This window comes from Stenotrophomonas sp. LARHCG68, from assembly GCF_052871705.1.
Window position 1 is genome coordinate 62,194 of the sequence record NZ_JBIXJV010000009.1, and the last position, 15,905, is coordinate 78,098.

Genomic DNA, 15,905 nt, shown 5'->3' on the forward strand with positions numbered 1-15,905 from the left:
ACGCTTGAACGTCGGTCCGCCCCGGGCGCAATGCGCTGGGCGCCGGCACAAAAGAAACCGCAACGGGAGGCCCGGCCTCCCATCAGGGTGACAACATGAAATTCTCCGAAAGCTGGCTGCGCAGCCACGTACCAACCACCGCTTCGCGCGACGAACTGAGCGCGGTGTTGACCGCCATCGGCCTGGAGGTCGAGGAAGTCACCGCGCTGGGTGATGGCTTGGACAACGTGGTCGTCGCGCGCATCGTCGAGGCCGTGCGCCACCCGGAGGCCGACCGCCTGCAGGTGTGCAAGGTCGATGCGGGGCAGGGCGAGCTGCTGCAGATCGTCTGCGGTGCGCCGAACGCGCGCCCGGGGCTGGTCGCGCCGCTGGCAATGGTGGGCGCACAGATCGGTGAGCTGAAGATCAAGCCGGCCAAGCTGCGTGGCGTGGAGTCCAACGGCATGCTGTGCTCGGCCAAGGAGCTGGGCCTGGATAACGACGCCTCCGGCCTGCTGGAGTTGCCGGACGACGCGCCTGTTGGTACGTCGCTGGTCGATTACCTCGGCCTGCCGGACGCCAGCATCGAGATCAAGCTCACCCCGAACCGCGCCGACTGCTTCAGCGTGCTCGGCATCGCCTTCGACGTGGCCGCGGCCACCCGCAGTGAAGTGAAGCCGTTCGCGGCCGATGCCGTTGCCGCGCAGGGTTCGCGCGAGCTGGCGATCCAGCTCGACGCCGGTGCCGAAGCGCCGCGCTACCTCGGCCGCGTGATCGAGGGCGTCAACGCCCGCGCCACCACGCCGTTGTGGATGGCCGAGCGCCTGCGCCGCAGTGGCGTGCGCCCGGTATCGCTGCTGGTGGATATCACCCAGTACGTGATGCTGGAGCTGGGCCAGCCGATGCACGCCTATGACCTGGACACCCTCAAAGGCAGCATCGGCGTGCGCCGTTCGCGCGCCGGTGAGTCGATCAAGCTGCTGGACGGCCGCGACGCGGCGCTGGATGACAGCTTCCTGGTGGTGACCGACGCCGACCGTCCGGTCGGCCTGGCCGGCCTGATGGGCGGCTTCGATACCCGCGTCACCGACGACACCACCAACGTGTTCCTGGAGGCCGCGCACTTCGCGCCGGCCGCCATCATGGGCCGTGGCCGCAAGCTGGGGCTGCATACCGATGCCGGCCATCGCTTCGAGCGTGGCGTGGACCCGCAGTTGCCACGTACCGCGATCGAATACGCCACCCGGCTGGTGCTGGACCTGGCCGGCGGCACGCCGGCGCCGGTCACCGAGGCCATGCGTGAAGCCGACCTGCCGGTGGCGGCCGTGATCGGCCTGCGCCGTGCGCGCATCCAGCGCGTGCTGGGCATCCAGATCGCCGACGCAGAAGTCGAGCGCATCCTGCGTGCGCTGGGCATGCAGGTCGAAGCCGCGGCGGACGGCTGGCGCGTGACCGGCCCGAGCAGCCGCTTCGATATCGCCATCGAGGAGGACCTGATCGAGGAGCTGGCCCGCATCCACGGCTACGAGACGATCCCGACCACCTTGCCCGGAGGCGCCGCGCGCATCGCCATGCCCAGCGAAACCCGCCTGGACGAGCTGAGCGTGCGTCGCCAGCTGGTGGCGCGCGAGATGCTGGAAACCATCAACTTTGCCTTCGTCGATGCGCAGCTGCTGTCGCAGTGGCGCCAGGACGAAGGGCTGGTGCCGCTGGCCAACCCGCTGTCGGCCGAGCTGGCGGTGATGCGCCCGCTGCTGCTGCCGGGCCTGGTGGCCACGCTGGGCCGCAATGTGGCCCGACAGGTGGGCCGTGTGCGTCTGTTCGAGATCGGCCGCGTGTTCGCCCGGCAGGCGGGCGACGGCCAGCCCGCACCGCTGGAAACCGTGCGCGTGGCCGCTGCGGTGTGCGGCGATGCCGCCGCCCTGCAGTGGGGCGAGAAGGCGCGCAAGGTCGATTTCCATGACCTGAAGGGCGACCTGGAGTCGCTGGCACATGCCTCCGGGGCGGTGCTGGAGTTCCGCGCCTCGCAGCGTCCGTACGCCCATCCGGCGCGTTCGGCCGACGTCTGGCGCGACGGCCAGTGCATAGGCTGGATCGGCCAGTTGCATCCGCGCCTGGTCAAGGCCATGGACATCGACGTCGACGTGATCGGCTTCGAGCTGGACCTGGCGCCGTTGGCCGCGCGCAACCTGCCGCGTTCGGGCGAGTTGTCGCGCTTCCCGGCGGTGCGCCGCGACCTGGCGGTGCTGGTGGCTGAACAGGTCAGCTGGACTGACCTGGCGGCGACGATCCGCCAGGCCGGCGGCGAACTGCTGCGGGATGTCGTGCTGTTTGACCGGTATGTCGGGCAGGGCGTCGAACCGGGTTTCAAGAGCTTGGCTATGGGCTTGATTCTGCAAGACAAATCGCGCACCCTGACGGACCGTGACGTGGAGGCCGTGGTCACCGATGTGGTGGCGGCGATCGATCACGGGCACGGCGCAAAGATCCGTGGCTGAGGCGGGATACAGGGAGCAGGCATGGCATTGACCAAGGCGGAGATGGCGGACCGGTTGTTCGACGAGGTCGGTCTGAACAAGCGTGAGGCCAAAGAATTTGTCGACGCGTTCTTCGATGTGTTGCGTGATGCGTTGGAACAGGGACGTCAGGTAAAGCTGTCCGGTTTCGGTAACTTCGACCTGCGGCGCAAGAACCAGCGTCCGGGCCGCAACCCCAAGACCGGCGAGGAAATTCCGATTTCCGCCCGTACGGTGGTCACCTTCCGTCCGGGCCAGAAGCTCAAGGAGCGGGTGGAGGCATATGCTGGATCCGGGCAGTAACCGCGAACTTCCGCCGATTCCGGCCAAGCGCTACTTCACCATTGGTGAGGTCAGCGAGCTGTGCGACGTCAAGCCGCACGTGCTGCGCTACTGGGAGACCGAGTTCCCCAGCCTTGAGCCGGCCAAGCGCCGTGGCAACCGCCGTTACTACCAGCGCCATGACGTGCTGATGGTGCGGCAGATCCGCGGCCTGCTGTACGAACAGGGCTACACCATCGGCGGCGCGCGACTGCGTCTGGAAGGCGAGGGTGCCAAGGAAGAATCGGCACTGAGCAACCAGATCATCAAGCAGGTGCGGATGGAGCTGGAAGAAGTGCTGCAATTGCTGCGGCGCTGAACTTTTCGATGTGAAAGCCGGTATAATCACCGGCTCGCCTCACGGCGAAGCAGTAGATGTTCGGGGCGTAGCGCAGCCTGGTAGCGCATCTGCCTGGGGGGCAGAGGGTCGTCGGTTCGAATCCGGCCGTCCCGACCAATTACTGCATCAAGATCAAGGGCTTGCGGCTTTCGTCGCGAGCCCTTTTTCGTTGTGGCCATTAAGTGTCCACTATGCGTCCACTACTTGGGCAACGAAATGCCGGTGCTGACGGCTTGCCATGGGGCCTCGTGACCGCCCAGATAGTGCTCGGTCATGGCCACGTTGCTGTGGCCCATCAGCGCCTGTATCTGCTCATTCGTCCAGCCGGCTTCCTTCAACAAGGCACCGCCCAGGCTTCGGATCTCATGGAAGGTCGGGGGGTTATCCGCTTCGATGCCGGCGGCGTCTCGGGCTGTAGCGAACGCGCGCGACAGCTGCTCAGGCAGCACCTGGGTGTGGTGATCCCGGCCCTTGGCCCGCATGTTGCTGGGCCGCGCCTTCTCGGGCAGGCGGTGGATGAGGTAGGGCGACACGACCGAGTCACGGCAGCGGGCAAGCAGCTCGCCAAGGGGGCCGGTGGCAGCGATCTGCAGGCGGACATTGGTGGAACCCTCGGTCTTCGATGGCACCACCCAGAGCGCGCCATCGCGCTCGTCAGCGAACCGGGCCGATACCACGTCTTCCCGGCGCAGCAGCGTCAGCAGCGAAAGGTCCATGGCATTGCGCACCCATTGGGGCGCCTGGTCCCAGATGGCGCGGTAGACGTCGATCGATAGCCGCTCGCGCTTCCGGCTGTGGGAGAACTTGCGGGTGGACAGTGCGGGGTTGGTGTCGATCCAGCCTTCCTCGACCGCACAGGCCAGAATCCAGCCCAGCACCAGCCGGAACTGCTGGCGCGCGCGCTCGGATTCAGTGACCTCCCGAATGAAGGTGGCGCAGGCCTTCACTGTCACGTCGGCCACGGCGGTACCGCCCAGCCCGGCTTCGATCCGGCGAATCACGCTTTCGTAGACCTCGGCGGTCTTGGGCGCCCACTTCCGGCCGGGGATGTCGTCGGTCCTGAACACCTTGATGGCATCGGCCACCGTCTCGCCAGGGGTCAGCACCCTGCCCACCAGGTCATTTCCTGGCATCAGCAGGGCGTTGAGCTTCTTGGCAGCGGCGAAGGCCTTGGCCTTGTCCTTGCCCATGGAGTGCTCTTTCCGGGTGATCGGGTGCCGATACTTGAACCCGTCGCGGTGGGCATAGAGGTTGGCCGGCCAGTCGCGGCGGCTCGGATGGCGTGCACGTCCCATCATGGCAAGTTACGCCGCCGCCAGTACGCTGGCGACCAGGTCGTCACCACCGGCCAGCCAGGCGTGTTCATCGACATACCACTGGCCGACGACCTTCTGGCACGGGAGGCGACCTTCCCGGCACCAGCGGCCGATCAGCTTTTGGTCTGGCCGGCTGTCTTCATCGAAGTACTTCTCTGCCCACTTCTGGGCCAGCATCAGCTTCATGCCGCCTCTCCTCCGAGCGCCGCTCGGGCGCCGTTGATTTGTTGTTCCAGGTGGTCCTTCTCGGCGCGTAGCCGGATGATCTCGTCGGCGGCCGTGGCCAGCTGCTCGCGCAGCAGGTCCTTGGGTGGCTGCTTCATCCGCTTGGCCGGCTTGGGGAAAAGCTGCGGGGTGGTCATGCGACATCTCCCAGCGGGAGGCCACGTTGGTGGCCACAGTCGATCGCCGACGGCGAGATCCACAGGCATTCGGTTCGCGTAGCGCCACCGCGGCCGGCGGAGATGCGCGCTGTCGTCTCGACCCGCTGCCAGCCGACCAAGGTGTCGTCGTACAGCTCAGTCCGATAGCCACTGATCACCACATGGCCGCGCAGCACCAGCAGAGCAGCCAGCAGCGTCTCGTGTTGGCTGGTCGACATTTCGTGCCGGTAGTATCCGGCCTTGCCGGCCTGCATCACGCGGGTGCTGTGCACGTAGGGCGGATCGACGTAATGCAGGGTTTGCGGGGTGTCGTGCTGCTGCATCACTTCGATCGCCGGCCGGTTCTCGATGAGCACGCCTGTGAAGCGTTCGGCGATCGCCGCCAGCCCATCGGGGTATTTCTGCCAGAGGTGCTGGGCGGTTCCGTAGGCTCGCTGGGAGTCGATTCGAAAGCCGGTCTTGCCCTTGGTGGCGCCGGCAGAGCCGAAGCCCATCTGCGCCCGGATAGCGAGACGACGTGCGCGCTCCACGGGTTCCTCGATTGGCTCCCATGCCTGATCGAACTCGGCCCTGGCGTAGGGTGTGAGCCGGCATGCCTCTATCAATCGAGCGCATTTCTCAACGTCCTGCAGCACACGGAAGAAGTTGACCACGTCCCCGTCCAGATCGTTGTAGACCTCGGCGTAGCTACGGGCCTTCGTCAGCAAGACGCCGGCAGCACCGCCGAAAGGCTCCACGTAGGTGCGATGTCCCGGCAGGTGCTGGTGGACCCAGCCCGAGATTCGGAACTTGGCGCCGTGGTAGCGGAAAGCAGGCGCGGCGATCATGGGCGCTTCCTCGCAAATGGCCGCATGATCTTCTTCGCCTCTTCCAGGTCGCCGCGGGCGAGCGCGATCACGGCCAAGCCGCGCGCCTCCCACATGCGGCGGGTCCGCGGCCGGGCCTTGTCCAGATTGATGCCGACCTTGCGCGCCAGCTCGTGGCCTACTGCTACGTGGTCGATCGCTTCAGCGGCGCTCATACGGCATGCCTCGGCATTGGCCGCACAGGCCCGAACCAGAGGGCTGCGGCGTTGTTGATCCGGATCTGCTCGACGTCCGGGACCTGGTCGGGCAGGGGGGCGCGGAGCCGGCGCTGGTCGTTGACGCAGACGGAACAGGTGCGCGCGCGACCCTGACGGCCCTTGCTCGGGAAGGCCAGATCGGGGAGCAGGCGCTGGCAGGCGGTGCAGGCACGCCTATTGACAGCGCCACGCTCCTTTCGGACGCTGGCAAGTAAGGACGCATCGCCGAGGAGCGGATGATCAGATACGTCGATGGTTGGCAGCTGCACGCGTACGTGGACCGTGCGGCCGATGGACCTGAGGAGATGATCATCTCCGCCCGCCACTTGGCGCAGGATGCGGTTCGTGTGCACACCTTCGGCCCTGCCGAGTTCCCCACCATGACGGAGGCCACCAACTTCATCGAAGGGCAGCTTGCCGCAGTCACTGGCGTTGGTTGCGACGGCTCTCTGAGGTTCTAGCTCACGCATCGCTCGCCTCCTGCGCTGAGGCGGGCTTGCCATCACCATCGGCCGAGCGGTCGTGTTCGATGGCCTTGTCGGCAGGCATGGTGCGCCAGTCCGGCCAGATGCGGCCCTCGTTCTTGGACTGCTTGGCGACGATTGCGTCGATGATGCCGCTCGGGGTTGCTCCGGAGCGCCGCGCTCCGTCGAATGCCAGGATGATCACATCGACCCACTCGGCCAGGTCAGCCGGGTCCGCTTCTATCTCCCGCAGCTCCTTTCGGATGTGATCGATGATGCCGGTAGCGCGAGCACCGGGGCCGAACGTGTGAGCGGAGAAGCGCTGCTGCCGCTCCAAGTGGGCGACTAGATCAAAGGGCATGCCGCGATCAGCATTGATGCGGATAGCGTCCAGAATGCCCAGTACTGTGTGCAGGCGTGCCCTGACGTGGGTAGACAAGGTGCGCGTCCGCAGCAGCTCATCAATCAGGTTTATGGCCCCGGTCGCGCGCTGTGGGCCGTGCGCCGGGCAGGGCCAATGCAGAGAGCCGCCGCCGCTGGGGCAGGTGCAATCTTGGGAAGATTGTTCGTTCACGCGCGGGGTTCCTTCTTGCCGTGTTGGGGGCTGTACCGAGCGCGGCCCGGCATTAGCGGAATGAGGAGCTTCTGGTTCGTCGGGATGCTGTACTGGGCGACGAGGCAGGGCTCTCCGAACTTGTTGTGGACGGTGATGCGGGTGGAATGGATGACATGGCCATCCGCCCGCAGGTCGTGCACCCGCGCGCTGGCGCGGTAGATGCCGAGTTCCTGGAAAATTTCCACTGCCGTCATGGCGCGGTTGGACAGCGCCGTGAGCAGCCTTTCGCACTGTGCGGCCTGGGTCATAAGGGCCTCAGAGACAGAGCTGCATCTGCGGGGGGAAGGCCAGCGCCGGCGCACTGCGACGAACGCGCTTGGGCTTTGCCGGCTGGCCGTGCATCAGCTCCCACTCGGCCAATGCCCGTTCAAAGTCGGGATGGCGGGCCGTATGGCTGCAGGAGCATTCGATTCCGTGGCCGCCGCCGGCTGAGGCGCGGCGAAGGTCGTGGATGTGGCGCGCGGTGCAGGGCAGGAGGGGTTCCGCGTGGCTGACCATGCGTTGCATATCGATCTCCTTAGGAGCTAAAGGCGAGCGGAGCGCAGATGGCGACCAGCGCCGCCGCCGCAATCGCGGCGAACAGCAGGAGGTCCAGGAGGGATCTCTTGTCGCCCTTCACGGCTGGGTGCCCACGAAAGCGAGGTCATAGATGACGCAGTGCGCCCGGGCGTCCGCCTTGGAGAGGGGGACCACGGCATCTGCCCGGGCGCATGCGATGGGAACGGAGTAGGAGCCGCTGGCGACGGCATCCACGGCGTCGAGAGCTTCCTGCCAACGGCGGGCGGAGAAGCCATCAGTCAACGCGATGGCGACGCCTGCAGCGCAGTCGGGCACGCGGCCAGCGCCGCGGAAGCCGTTGAGGGCGGTCCCGGCGATGGTCGCGCGCAGGCCCCAATCGTCATGGTCCGCCAGCTCGTAGACCGCGAGCGCGGCGCAGATGCGCGGGCTGGAGATCACAAGGTCAGTGGGGACGGTCACGGCGCCGGCGGTCCGCGTTTCGGGGGCCGGTGCCGGGATCGTGGGGGCGGCGCAGCCGCCCAGGGCGAGCAGCAGGGAGGCGAGGAGGGCGCGGATCATGCGGCACCGCCGTGGATCTGGCTGCCAACCCATTCGCGCATGCGTCCCCAGCGAGCCTCGGGCGTCTCGGCGTTCCATGAGGCCTCGTCGTTCATGAAGACGATTTCGGCAACCATCGCTGGAGCAATCCCGAAGGCTTGTGCGACCGCATCGCGGTCAGTGGGATCAAGCGCGCCGAGGTCAATGCCGCGCTTGGAGCCAATAACGCCGAGAGTGCAATGGCATCCATCAACCGTTTGCAGCTCGTCGGCGACCAGTTTCTTGATCGGCATTGCGTCGAGAGCGTCACGCAACTCGATCAAGAACTCCTGTCCGCGCCTGCCGCGCAGTGCAGCGCTTACGGCACCGCGCCAGCAGATCAGGCTCCAGCTCTCGCAGTCGTCGCTGTACCCGGAGCGGCTCATGCAGCACCGCCAATGCGAGCGCCGGGCAGGCGCACGCGGCCGGCGAGGTGCGTCATGCGGACCTTGTGCTCTCCAGGCCCCATGCCGCAGAACCTCCGGAGCACGTCGCCGTGCAGCCGGCAGAAGTCGAACCTCAACTCACCCTGCTTAGATGCGTCGTATACGAAGTCCGGGCAGGGGTTCCCGGGGAACCGGTGCCTGAAGGTGCAGAAGAGGCGATAAGCCGCGCGCGCTGCGCGGTAGAACGCTTTCCACTGCTGACGTGCGGTCGCCATGACTCTGATCTCCAGCCCCTTCCCGGATGGGTGTGTCGCGGGGCATGGACATAGATTACCCATGGGTATATTTCAAATGCAATACCCATAGGTAAATATTTCGCGGGGCGGCAAAAAGAAGCCCCGCATAGGCGGGGCTCTGAGGATTTCTTGGCGGGCGCCGGGCTTACTGCACGTGGCTGACCCAGTGCGGCTCGGAAACGATAGCGATGGGGTGCCCGGCGTCTCGCAGGCTCACCGCCTTGAGGATCTTGGTCCCGGCGTTGCTGTTGATCCAGTCCCGGGAGCCCAGCTCGCCGATGATCAGGTAGTTGGTCTTTCGGCTTGGGCTGCCTCCAATGAGGCCCCCGCGCTGTTCAATGGCCTCGTGAACTGCCGAGCGAGTTCCGAAAGCAAAAGTGCCCGTCACGACGAAGACAGCCCCGGTGTGGGAGATCGTTGGCTGCGGCTCCGTCACCGGAAGACTGGTCGCGAGCGATGCAGTCTGCCCCTTGGCGTCAAAGGCCTCACCGCCCACGAAGCGGATCAGGGTGTCGTGCAGGTCCGCCGACTCCTCGTCGTCAATCACGCCGTCGCTGAGGATGTCGGACAACAGGCGGTAGATCGGCGCGAATGGATACTCGCCAACAAAGGCTGAGTTCCGCTCGATCCAGTCCTTCAGGAACTCGGCTTCCATCTGGCTGACGTGGCCATCCGCCAGAAGTCCCCGGCATAGCCCAACCAGTTCGTTCGTGCTGCGATCCTGCCGGCGCGTCTCCGTGATACTCCCGGATGGTGCGCGATCTGTCTTCAAAAACATCTTGTCCCCCTCCTTGAATAGATGCTTCGAACTGCCTCAGTTGAACCGTTCGATCCGGTTCCGCAGGTACACTTTTCCGCCTATGAGCGTGCCTTCCGGGATGGGGAATGGGTCGCCGTAGCTCTTGTTCTCGCTTGCGACGTGAATTACGCCGCGGTCGATCAATCGCTTGATCTGATGGCCATTTCCCATGTTGATCAGATAGATGCCGTCACCGTCGAACGAGGTAATGGCGGTGTCCACTACAACTGCATCGCCCGGCTGAATCACAGGTTGCATTGAGTCGCCACTTCCCGTGATGAGGCGCAGCCGCCCTGGGGCAGGCACGAAGCCTACGATGCTGCGGATATAGCCAGGTTCGAAGTCGATAGCTCGGATCACATCCGGATTGTCTACGTTCTCCACCCCATCCCCCATGCCTGCGGCCGCGTCCAATTGCTGGACGTGAACGTAGCCTTCGCGTGTCGCCGGGATTGAGATTGTTACTTCGGAGTCAACGCCGGCGCCGGCGAAGTAGCCGGGGATGCCGAGCGCCTGTTCGATCTTCTCGATGGAGTCCTCGCCGATGCGCTTTGCACCGGCCTTGCCCTCTGGGTACAGCATCCGTGACACGTAGGAAGGCGTAATTCCAACGGCATCGGCGAAGCGCGCCGATACGCCCGAGAAGCGCTCCTGGATGAGGTGGCGAAGGAGTTCGCGGCGGCGATCAGCTTTGGTCATATGCGAAGCCTGACAGGAAGTTACCTGCAAGTAACTGACCTACGGGTATTGCTTTCGGCGTACCCATGGGTAAACTCTGACGCCTATGGACACCCTTCGCGCCCACCTCTCGACCCTCGTCCCGGCAGATCAGGCGGCCTACGCCGCGCGCTGCGGCACAACCATCGGCTATCTGCGCAAGGCGTTGAGCAAGGGCCAACGCTTCGATGGCGGCCTGGTGCGGCTGCTCCACGTTGAAAGCGGAGGCGTCGTCTCCCTCACGGAGCTGCGGCCGGACATCTGGCCGCCCGTTGAGGAGGAGTTGTCGCTCGCGCTCGCCGTGGACACCCGCATGAGCAAGCGCGCGCTGCGCGCTCGCCTGGGGTTCACCACGGACAAGCAGCTGGCCGCTGTTTTGCGTCTCCCTGTCGATCAGGTCGAAAGCTGGGAGGAGGAGCGCGCGCTGCCGGCGGTGCCCGAGGTGCTGCGCCTGCTTGGCGCGCAGCCCGCCGCTGTAGTTGAGGCGCCGCCGGCAGATCCGGACGACAACCGCATTGTTCCCGTGGAGGTGGCTTGAGATGGATGTCAAGCTCACCCCGACTTTCTCGGTTGTCTTAGACGAGGACCGCCAGGTCCACGGAATTAGAGCTATCGATTCCGGGAGTGAAGGGCGCTCGAGACTGTCTCGACAAGTGCCATCGCGACTTCCTTCTGAAGCCCTCCAAGACCCGGGCATTTCTTCGGATCGTCGTAGACCTCCATCAGATTGTGGAGTGCCTCGATGACCACCTGTGGCTCGAGCCCCCAATGTCGCGCGAACACGAGGACTGTGCCTTCGAGGGCGAGGACTTTGCCCTTGGCATGTTCTAAGTGCTCGGTCAGTTCCGCCACCCGTGCTTCCAGCGCAGAAATCCTGATTTCGCTCATGTCGCCCTCCTTGCGGGCTGTTCGTGTGGAAACAACAGCCTACCGCAAGGAGGGCGGCGCCCGCCTTCCGGCCCCCGGGGTCCATTGAGATGAATTCGATTCCGTTCATGGCGCTCATCGTGCGCGCCGCCCCTTCAGCAAACCACGTTCACGGAGCCCGCCAATGAACATCGCCGATGCAGCACACAAGACCGTGAAGGAGTACCCGGGCGGCGCTGAGGCGCTGGGGGTGCGGATCGGCATGTCCGGGGCGGTGCTTCGCAACAAGGTAAATCCGAACAACGGGACGCATCACCTGTCTCTGGCCGAGGCCAGCGAGATCATGGGTGTGACCGGGGACGACCGCATCCTGCACGCCCTGGCGGCTGAGCACGGCTATGTCTTGCGCCGTGCCGACGCGGCTTCCGGCGGCAACGTGGTTTCGGCCCTGCTCACTGTCGCCGCAAAACAGGGGGAGTTGGCGAAAGCAGTCTCCGACTCCCTGGACGACGGGCAGATCACCCCCAACGAATCGCAGGAGATTGCCCGCATCTGCGCATCGATTCAGGCGCATGCAGCGGAACTGGCTGCGCGCGCTGAAACCGCATCGACGGGACCGCAGTGATGGCCGACAAGCCCGCTAGGAAGCCGAAGAAGGGCCGGTCAGCCGAGTGGCTGGAAGGTGCACTGAAGCGCTTCAGCGACGAAGAGCTGCAAAGCGAGCTGAAGCGCCGGTACATGGCGCAGCCGCATGCGCCGTTCGTGATGCCGGAGCGCAAGCCGCAGACCCGCGTGGAGTTCCTGCGGGAGCGAGTGAAGGAGCTGCAGGAGACGTTGGACACGGTGCGCAGTGACCGCGTGCCCGGCGGCGGGGCCTTGGCGATCAAGCAGCGCCGCATCCGGTCGTTGGGTGATCTGCTGCGCAAGAACCGCAACTTCCTCGCATTGGCCGAAGCCGACGAGAAGAAAGCCGAGGAGGCGCGCGAGCGCCCCTGATCGAATCCCGCCCCTCTAACCGCCGGGTAGCTCCTGGTGGGACAGCCGAACTCCTGCGCGGTTGAGGGATGCGGGTCCTGCAGGAGGACGTGGGAGTAGTGGCATGAAGAACACAACACAGGCGGGAGGCTGACATGCAGGACGCACGCATTGCGACCGGGCTGTCCAGCCACCCGAAGACCAAGAAGCTGATTCGCGCGCTGGGGCAGGGTGGGGCATGGAACCTGATCTGCCTGATCACCTGGGCCGCGGCAAACCGTAGCGATGGCGACTTGTCCGGCATGACCGTGGAGGACATCGAGCTTGCTGCCGACTGGCTGGGCGAAGAGGGTGCGTTCGTGCGCGAGCTGGTGCGGGTGCGCTTCCTCGACCAGGACGGCGACGACTACGTGCTGCACGACTGGGCAGACCACAACCCGTGGGCAGCCGGGGCGGAAGCACGCAGCGAGAAATCGAAGTGGGCGGCGTTGTGCAAGCAGTACGGGCGTCCAGAGGCTGCCCGGATGATGCCCGAGTATGCCAAGCGCATCGGGATCGACTGCCCGCCGGTGCCAGCCGCACTGCCAGAAAGTGCCAGTGGCACGCCACTAGCAGAATCTGGCAGTGCCAATGACTGCCAAGCGGAGTGCCAGAAAGTGCCAGTGGCAGATTCTGGCAGTGCCCCGTCTCCGTCTCCGTCTCCGTCTCCGTCTCCGTCTCCGGAAGAGCCTAAGTCCTCGCTTCGCTCGGACTCGTCATCGGCTGCGCCGGATGACGCCTCCGGTGGCGGTGCTTCGCCGAAGGAGGTGCTGCGGCTGGCGGCGGTGACCGACGAGGCGATAGCGGCCTGGAACGCCTCGGCGCTGGTGAAGGCCAACGGCGGGTTGCTGGCGGCGGTGAACCCGGCAGTGGGGCGCGACAAGCGGCAGCAGCAGGTCAAACGCTGCGTCTCCATCGCCCGGGACATCTGCCTGGCTAAGGGCCACATCCGCATCCCGCCTGAGTTTTGGGCCGAGTACTTCGCCGTCGCTGCAAGGGACGATTTCCACTCCGGCCGGCAGGGCGGGGGGCGTGGGCACGAGAACTGGACGCCTGATTTCGAGTTCATGACCCAGCCCAAGACGATGTTGAAGCTGTTCGAGCGCGAGGAGGCCGCGTGATGTTCGACGCGGACGCGACCGTCGCCCAGATGCGGGTTCCGCCGCAGAGCGTCGCCGCCGAGCAGGCGGTAATCGGCGGGCTGCTGCTGTACCCCGAGGCTTGGCGGAAGATTGAAGGCAGCCTGGAGCCGGGGGACTTCTACCGCCGCGACCACCAGCTGATCTTCACCGCGATCCGGGACATGGTTGAGCGTGACCGCCCGTTCGACGCGGTGACGCTGGGCGAGTGGTTCCAAGCGCAGGGCATGGGCGAGCAGGTTCCCGACCACTACCTGACGACCCTTGCCAGCACCACGCCATCGGCCGCGAACATCGCCGGCTATGCCAAGGTCGTGAGCGACAAGGCGTTGGCGCGCCGGATGGTCAGCATCGGCACCGAGATCGCGGATGCAGCCTATGACCCGCGTTTCGAGCCGGAGGAGGGCATCGCCGCTGCCCAGGTGCTGATGCAGGGATTGGCCCCCAGCCACACGGGCGGCCTGGTCGCCGTCACCGACACCCTGCCGGCCTGGTTCGATGACCTGCGGTACCGCTTCGAGCTGGGCACCTCGATAACGGGCGTTCCCACCCCGTGGAGGGATCTGAACGACGCAACCCATGGGCTGCAGCCCACGGAGCTGATCATCCTCGCCGGTCGCCCGAGCATGGGTAAATCCATCGCCGGACTGAACATCGCCGACTTCGCCGCGGTGGACCGGCACGTGGCCCTGTTCTCGCTGGAGATGAGCAAGAACCAGCTCAACCGGCGCGGGATCTCTGCCGCCGCAAAGGTTCCCCACGAATGGCTGCTGGCCCCAGGCGGCTCGGACGAATACTGGGCCAAGGTCACCGCCGCTGTCCGGGATCGCCGCAAGCTGAACTTGAGCGTTGACGATACCCCGGCGCTGCGGATCAGCCAGTTGATGGCCCGCGCCCGCGCGCTGCATGCCCGCCGGCCGATTGAGCTGCTGGTGGTGGACCACATCCATGACTTCAAGATCGACGCCAAGCTTGCCCGCTTTGAGTACGGCGAGATCGCGCAAGGGCTTAAGACCCTCGCCAAGGAGTTCAACTGCCCAGTGCTGGCCTTGGGCCAGCTGAACCGCGCGCTGTCCACCCGCCAGGACAAGCGCCCGAACATGTCCGACCTGCGCGAGTCCGGCGAGATCGAGCAGAAGGCCGACATGATCATCTTCATCCACCGGGATGACTACTACGACAAGACCACCCACATGCGGGGAATCGTGGAGTTGATCCTGGCGAAGGGCCGCGACGTGGAGGCCGGAAAGTCCATCTTCCTGCGTAACGACTACGCCCACATGGCCTTGCGAGATCGAGAGGGCGACCTGCCGGAGGCCCCCGAGCCCGACCGCCCGGCGCCGCGCGCTGGAGGAAAGTCCAAGTTCTTTGGCGGTGGGCGCCGCGGCGGCTTCGGGGATCAGGACTGATGGCGATGCAGCACTCCACCGGCACCCCGACCGCAGCGGAAGCCGCGCGCATCGAAGCGGCGAAGGTTGGCCCGTGCATGGCCTGCCTGTCGCTGCTGCTGGCCGGGCTGCTGGACGCTGGGCTGGTGGTGTACGGCTGCGACTACAACCACGCCAAGAGCGGCAACCGCCGGCGCGGGCACATGTTCGGCTACGCGCTGTGTGTCTGGCACCACCGCCGGCATCCGCAGGAGGGCAAGACCCCGGCGCAGACCCGGGAGGTCTACGGCCCGAGCCTACTGGATGGGTCGCGGGTGTTCCACGAGATCTACGGCACCGACGACGACCTGATCGAGCAACAGACCTACGTGATTGAGGAGAGGAGAGCAGCATGAAGAACGTACGTGAGCTATTGGCGAGGTTTCACGCCTCCTCGTTCCGCTTGGATGCCGGCGCAGGCACAGGAGGCGGTGTGGACGCCCTGACCAACATCGATATCGCGGGGGCACTCGGCATGGTGCCGGCAGGGCTGGGCCGTGATCTTCTGGAACTCCTGTATGGGCCGGCCCCATGCCGCGCGGACATCGTTCGTGTGTTCCATGGGATTACCCGGCTGGCACTGGAGGAACGCAACCGTCGGACCCGTGGCTTCATCGACGCACGCACCCTCTGGGGCATCGCGGAGTGCATCGCGAAGTTCGAGCGCGATCAGGCCGAAGCCACCCGGCGCAACTTGGGCGTGCTGAAGGCGCGCGCTGCTGTCGCCCGCGAGTCGTTGTTCCCGGAGAGGCTGGAGGAGCGCATGCCGCAGATCGCTGCCGTGGCAATCGGCTACATGAAGGGGGAGCGGCACAGCAACCGCGAGCGCGCCGCATCCATGGGGGTGAGTGAGTCGGCATATCGGAAGGCGTGGGCCATTGTCGTGGATTGGCTGATCACGGAGATGGTGGAGGCGGAGGAGGCCGCTGCATGCGCGTTCGCCCGGGCGGTGAGTCAGGCCGCCGCCTAGTCAGGAGTGCGTAGGTGAAAGGTGCGCACTTTTCGCTCTACAGTCCTACCATCACGCGACGAAAGCCCGGCACAAGCCGGGCTTTTTCTTTTCAACCCGATCATCACCGCTCCGCAAAGCCCGTCGCACGCTGTGAAGCGTTTGGGGCCGGTGCCGCGCGAATGCGCGCCAATTCCGCCATGACTGGTTTGGCACTA

At 65.7% G+C, this 15,905-nt stretch carries 25 protein-coding genes and 1 tRNA gene; 11 read left to right on the forward strand and 15 right to left on the reverse strand.

The genetic code is table 11. The annotated features are described in order from the left end of the window. Window positions 1–95 precede the first annotated feature (95 nt). The 4 genes from pheT (at window position 96) to ACIPR8_RS19700 (ending at window position 3,273) form a co-directional block, all read left to right on the forward strand. The gene (pheT, locus tag ACIPR8_RS19685; RefSeq protein ID WP_446542127.1) at window positions 96–2,477 is read left to right on the forward strand and encodes a phenylalanine--tRNA ligase subunit beta; all 2,382 of its coding nucleotides are present in this window, start codon (window positions 96–98) and stop codon (window positions 2,475–2,477) included. A 21-nt stretch (window positions 2,478–2,498) separates the two neighbouring features. Next, window positions 2,499–2,798 carry an integration host factor subunit alpha gene (locus tag ACIPR8_RS19690; protein ID WP_054657702.1) on the forward strand — a complete coding sequence of 100 codons (300 nt, stop codon included), beginning with the start codon at window positions 2,499–2,501 and terminating at the stop codon, window positions 2,796–2,798. After that, complete coding sequence (locus tag ACIPR8_RS19695) at window positions 2,779–3,135, forward strand: MerR family transcriptional regulator (protein ID WP_132862880.1); 357 nt, start codon at window positions 2,779–2,781, stop codon at window positions 3,133–3,135. Before ACIPR8_RS19690 ends, ACIPR8_RS19695 begins: the two co-directional genes overlap by 20 nt. A 61-nt stretch (window positions 3,136–3,196) precedes the next feature. Continuing rightward, window positions 3,197–3,273, forward strand: a tRNA-Pro gene (locus tag ACIPR8_RS19700). Window positions 3,274–3,356: 83 nt separating this feature from the next. Here the strand turns inward: ACIPR8_RS19700 and ACIPR8_RS19705 are convergent. From ACIPR8_RS19705 to ACIPR8_RS19770, 14 genes are all read right to left on the reverse strand, one after another. Further along, window positions 3,357–4,454, reverse strand: coding sequence for a tyrosine-type recombinase/integrase (locus tag ACIPR8_RS19705; protein ID WP_446542128.1), 1,098 nt, complete (start codon window positions 4,452–4,454; stop codon window positions 3,357–3,359). A gap of 6 nt (window positions 4,455–4,460) precedes the next feature. Next, window positions 4,461–4,658: a hypothetical protein gene (locus tag ACIPR8_RS19710; RefSeq protein ID WP_446542129.1), complete on the reverse strand. Its 198-nt coding sequence runs from the start codon at window positions 4,656–4,658 to the stop codon at window positions 4,461–4,463. Continuing rightward, complete coding sequence (locus tag ACIPR8_RS19715; RefSeq protein ID WP_446542130.1) at window positions 4,655–4,834, reverse strand: hypothetical protein; 180 nt, start codon at window positions 4,832–4,834, stop codon at window positions 4,655–4,657. Before ACIPR8_RS19715 ends, ACIPR8_RS19710 begins: the two co-directional genes overlap by 4 nt. Further along, a complete protein-coding gene (locus ACIPR8_RS19720) occupies window positions 4,831–5,682 on the reverse strand; it encodes a DNA adenine methylase (RefSeq protein WP_446542131.1) in 852 nt (283 codons plus the stop codon). Before ACIPR8_RS19720 ends, ACIPR8_RS19715 begins: the two co-directional genes overlap by 4 nt. Beyond that, window positions 5,679–5,876 carry a hypothetical protein gene (locus tag ACIPR8_RS19725; protein ID WP_446542132.1) on the reverse strand — a complete coding sequence of 66 codons (198 nt, stop codon included), beginning with the start codon at window positions 5,874–5,876 and terminating at the stop codon, window positions 5,679–5,681. Before ACIPR8_RS19725 ends, ACIPR8_RS19720 begins: the two co-directional genes overlap by 4 nt. Continuing rightward, window positions 5,873–6,388, reverse strand: coding sequence for a hypothetical protein (locus ACIPR8_RS19730; RefSeq protein ID WP_446542133.1), 516 nt, complete (start codon window positions 6,386–6,388; stop codon window positions 5,873–5,875). Before ACIPR8_RS19730 ends, ACIPR8_RS19725 begins: the two co-directional genes overlap by 4 nt. Then, entirely contained in the window at window positions 6,381–6,956 is a 576-nt protein-coding gene (locus ACIPR8_RS19735; protein WP_446542134.1) for a dATP/dGTP pyrophosphohydrolase domain-containing protein, read from the reverse strand. The genes ACIPR8_RS19730 and ACIPR8_RS19735 overlap by 8 nt, the downstream gene beginning before the upstream one ends. After that, entirely contained in the window at window positions 6,953–7,246 is a 294-nt protein-coding gene (locus ACIPR8_RS19740; protein WP_446542135.1) for a helix-turn-helix domain-containing protein, read from the reverse strand. Before ACIPR8_RS19740 ends, ACIPR8_RS19735 begins: the two co-directional genes overlap by 4 nt. A gap of 7 nt (window positions 7,247–7,253) precedes the next feature. Next, window positions 7,254–7,505 carry a hypothetical protein gene (locus ACIPR8_RS19745; protein WP_446542136.1) on the reverse strand — a complete coding sequence of 84 codons (252 nt, stop codon included), beginning with the start codon at window positions 7,503–7,505 and terminating at the stop codon, window positions 7,254–7,256. A 108-nt stretch (window positions 7,506–7,613) separates the two neighbouring features. Further along, a complete protein-coding gene (locus ACIPR8_RS19750) occupies window positions 7,614–8,075 on the reverse strand; it encodes a hypothetical protein (RefSeq protein WP_446542137.1) in 462 nt (153 codons plus the stop codon). Beyond that, window positions 8,072–8,479, reverse strand: coding sequence for a hypothetical protein (locus ACIPR8_RS19755; protein WP_446542138.1), 408 nt, complete (start codon window positions 8,477–8,479; stop codon window positions 8,072–8,074). The genes ACIPR8_RS19750 and ACIPR8_RS19755 overlap by 4 nt, the downstream gene beginning before the upstream one ends. Further along, window positions 8,476–8,754, reverse strand: a complete 279-nt coding sequence (locus ACIPR8_RS19760; RefSeq protein ID WP_446542139.1) for a hypothetical protein — start codon at window positions 8,752–8,754, stop codon at window positions 8,476–8,478. The genes ACIPR8_RS19755 and ACIPR8_RS19760 overlap by 4 nt, the downstream gene beginning before the upstream one ends. A 166-nt stretch (window positions 8,755–8,920) precedes the next feature. After that, window positions 8,921–9,553 (reverse strand): BRCT domain-containing protein, encoded by a 633-nt coding sequence (locus ACIPR8_RS19765; protein ID WP_446542140.1) that lies wholly within the window; start codon window positions 9,551–9,553, stop codon window positions 8,921–8,923. 36 nt (window positions 9,554–9,589) lie between these two features. After that, complete coding sequence (locus ACIPR8_RS19770) at window positions 9,590–10,273, reverse strand: S24 family peptidase (protein WP_446542141.1); 684 nt, start codon at window positions 10,271–10,273, stop codon at window positions 9,590–9,592. 85 nt (window positions 10,274–10,358) lie between these two features. Between ACIPR8_RS19770 and ACIPR8_RS19775 the strand changes: the two genes are divergently transcribed. Next, window positions 10,359–10,829, forward strand: a complete 471-nt coding sequence (locus ACIPR8_RS19775) for a hypothetical protein (protein WP_446542142.1) — start codon at window positions 10,359–10,361, stop codon at window positions 10,827–10,829. Between the two features lie 71 nt (window positions 10,830–10,900). Here the strand turns inward: ACIPR8_RS19775 and ACIPR8_RS19780 are convergent, their stop codons facing one another. Further along, window positions 10,901–11,179, reverse strand: coding sequence for a hypothetical protein (locus ACIPR8_RS19780; RefSeq protein ID WP_446542143.1), 279 nt, complete (start codon window positions 11,177–11,179; stop codon window positions 10,901–10,903). Window positions 11,180–11,342: 163 nt separating this feature from the next. Between ACIPR8_RS19780 and ACIPR8_RS19785 the strand changes: the two genes are divergently transcribed. The 6 genes from ACIPR8_RS19785 (at window position 11,343) to ACIPR8_RS19810 (ending at window position 15,708) form a co-directional block, all read left to right on the forward strand. Beyond that, entirely contained in the window at window positions 11,343–11,783 is a 441-nt protein-coding gene (locus tag ACIPR8_RS19785) for a phage regulatory CII family protein (protein WP_446542144.1), read from the forward strand. Then, entirely contained in the window at window positions 11,783–12,154 is a 372-nt protein-coding gene (locus ACIPR8_RS19790; protein ID WP_446542145.1) for a hypothetical protein, read from the forward strand. Before ACIPR8_RS19785 ends, ACIPR8_RS19790 begins: the two co-directional genes overlap by 1 nt. 134 nt (window positions 12,155–12,288) lie before the next feature. Continuing rightward, window positions 12,289–13,293, forward strand: a complete 1,005-nt coding sequence (locus ACIPR8_RS19795) for a hypothetical protein (RefSeq protein WP_446542146.1) — start codon at window positions 12,289–12,291, stop codon at window positions 13,291–13,293. Next, window positions 13,293–14,720, forward strand: a complete 1,428-nt coding sequence (locus ACIPR8_RS19800; protein ID WP_446542147.1) for a replicative DNA helicase — start codon at window positions 13,293–13,295, stop codon at window positions 14,718–14,720. The genes ACIPR8_RS19795 and ACIPR8_RS19800 overlap by 1 nt, the downstream gene beginning before the upstream one ends. Continuing rightward, complete coding sequence (locus ACIPR8_RS19805) at window positions 14,720–15,094, forward strand: Ref family recombination enhancement nuclease (protein WP_446542148.1); 375 nt, start codon at window positions 14,720–14,722, stop codon at window positions 15,092–15,094. Before ACIPR8_RS19800 ends, ACIPR8_RS19805 begins: the two co-directional genes overlap by 1 nt. After that, window positions 15,091–15,708 (forward strand): hypothetical protein, encoded by a 618-nt coding sequence (locus tag ACIPR8_RS19810; RefSeq protein ID WP_446542149.1) that lies wholly within the window; start codon window positions 15,091–15,093, stop codon window positions 15,706–15,708. The genes ACIPR8_RS19805 and ACIPR8_RS19810 overlap by 4 nt, the downstream gene beginning before the upstream one ends. Window positions 15,709–15,905 lie beyond the last annotated feature (197 nt).

Excerpts from the sequence above, each read along its gene's own strand:
- pheT (WP_446542127.1), top strand. The coding sequence starts at position 96 with ATGAAATTCTCCGAAAGCTGGCTGCGCAGCCACGTACCAACCACCGCT.
- ACIPR8_RS19690 (WP_054657702.1), top strand. The coding sequence starts at position 2,499 with ATGGCATTGACCAAGGCGGAGATGGCGGACCGGTTGTTCGACGAGGTC.
- ACIPR8_RS19695 (WP_132862880.1), top strand. The coding sequence starts at position 2,779 with ATGCTGGATCCGGGCAGTAACCGCGAACTTCCGCCGATTCCGGCCAAG.
- ACIPR8_RS19705 (WP_446542128.1), bottom strand. The coding sequence starts at position 4,454 with ATGATGGGACGTGCACGCCATCCGAGCCGCCGCGACTGGCCGGCCAAC.
- ACIPR8_RS19710 (WP_446542129.1), bottom strand. The coding sequence starts at position 4,658 with ATGAAGCTGATGCTGGCCCAGAAGTGGGCAGAGAAGTACTTCGATGAA.
- ACIPR8_RS19715 (WP_446542130.1), bottom strand. The coding sequence starts at position 4,834 with ATGACCACCCCGCAGCTTTTCCCCAAGCCGGCCAAGCGGATGAAGCAG.
- ACIPR8_RS19720 (WP_446542131.1), bottom strand. The coding sequence starts at position 5,682 with ATGATCGCCGCGCCTGCTTTCCGCTACCACGGCGCCAAGTTCCGAATC.
- ACIPR8_RS19725 (WP_446542132.1), bottom strand. The coding sequence starts at position 5,876 with ATGAGCGCCGCTGAAGCGATCGACCACGTAGCAGTAGGCCACGAGCTG.
- ACIPR8_RS19730 (WP_446542133.1), bottom strand. The coding sequence starts at position 6,388 with ATGCGTGAGCTAGAACCTCAGAGAGCCGTCGCAACCAACGCCAGTGAC.
- ACIPR8_RS19740 (WP_446542135.1), bottom strand. The coding sequence starts at position 7,246 with ATGACCCAGGCCGCACAGTGCGAAAGGCTGCTCACGGCGCTGTCCAAC.
- ACIPR8_RS19745 (WP_446542136.1), bottom strand. The coding sequence starts at position 7,505 with ATGCAACGCATGGTCAGCCACGCGGAACCCCTCCTGCCCTGCACCGCG.
- ACIPR8_RS19750 (WP_446542137.1), bottom strand. The coding sequence starts at position 8,075 with ATGATCCGCGCCCTCCTCGCCTCCCTGCTGCTCGCCCTGGGCGGCTGC.
- ACIPR8_RS19755 (WP_446542138.1), bottom strand. The coding sequence starts at position 8,479 with ATGAGCCGCTCCGGGTACAGCGACGACTGCGAGAGCTGGAGCCTGATC.
- ACIPR8_RS19760 (WP_446542139.1), bottom strand. The coding sequence starts at position 8,754 with ATGGCGACCGCACGTCAGCAGTGGAAAGCGTTCTACCGCGCAGCGCGC.
- ACIPR8_RS19765 (WP_446542140.1), bottom strand. The coding sequence starts at position 9,553 with ATGTTTTTGAAGACAGATCGCGCACCATCCGGGAGTATCACGGAGACG.
- ACIPR8_RS19770 (WP_446542141.1), bottom strand. The coding sequence starts at position 10,273 with ATGACCAAAGCTGATCGCCGCCGCGAACTCCTTCGCCACCTCATCCAG.
- ACIPR8_RS19775 (WP_446542142.1), top strand. The coding sequence starts at position 10,359 with ATGGACACCCTTCGCGCCCACCTCTCGACCCTCGTCCCGGCAGATCAG.
- ACIPR8_RS19780 (WP_446542143.1), bottom strand. The coding sequence starts at position 11,179 with ATGAGCGAAATCAGGATTTCTGCGCTGGAAGCACGGGTGGCGGAACTG.
- ACIPR8_RS19785 (WP_446542144.1), top strand. The coding sequence starts at position 11,343 with ATGAACATCGCCGATGCAGCACACAAGACCGTGAAGGAGTACCCGGGC.
- ACIPR8_RS19790 (WP_446542145.1), top strand. The coding sequence starts at position 11,783 with ATGGCCGACAAGCCCGCTAGGAAGCCGAAGAAGGGCCGGTCAGCCGAG.
- ACIPR8_RS19795 (WP_446542146.1), top strand. The coding sequence starts at position 12,289 with ATGCAGGACGCACGCATTGCGACCGGGCTGTCCAGCCACCCGAAGACC.
- ACIPR8_RS19800 (WP_446542147.1), top strand. The coding sequence starts at position 13,293 with ATGTTCGACGCGGACGCGACCGTCGCCCAGATGCGGGTTCCGCCGCAG.
- ACIPR8_RS19805 (WP_446542148.1), top strand. The coding sequence starts at position 14,720 with ATGGCGATGCAGCACTCCACCGGCACCCCGACCGCAGCGGAAGCCGCG.
- ACIPR8_RS19810 (WP_446542149.1), top strand. The coding sequence starts at position 15,091 with ATGAAGAACGTACGTGAGCTATTGGCGAGGTTTCACGCCTCCTCGTTC.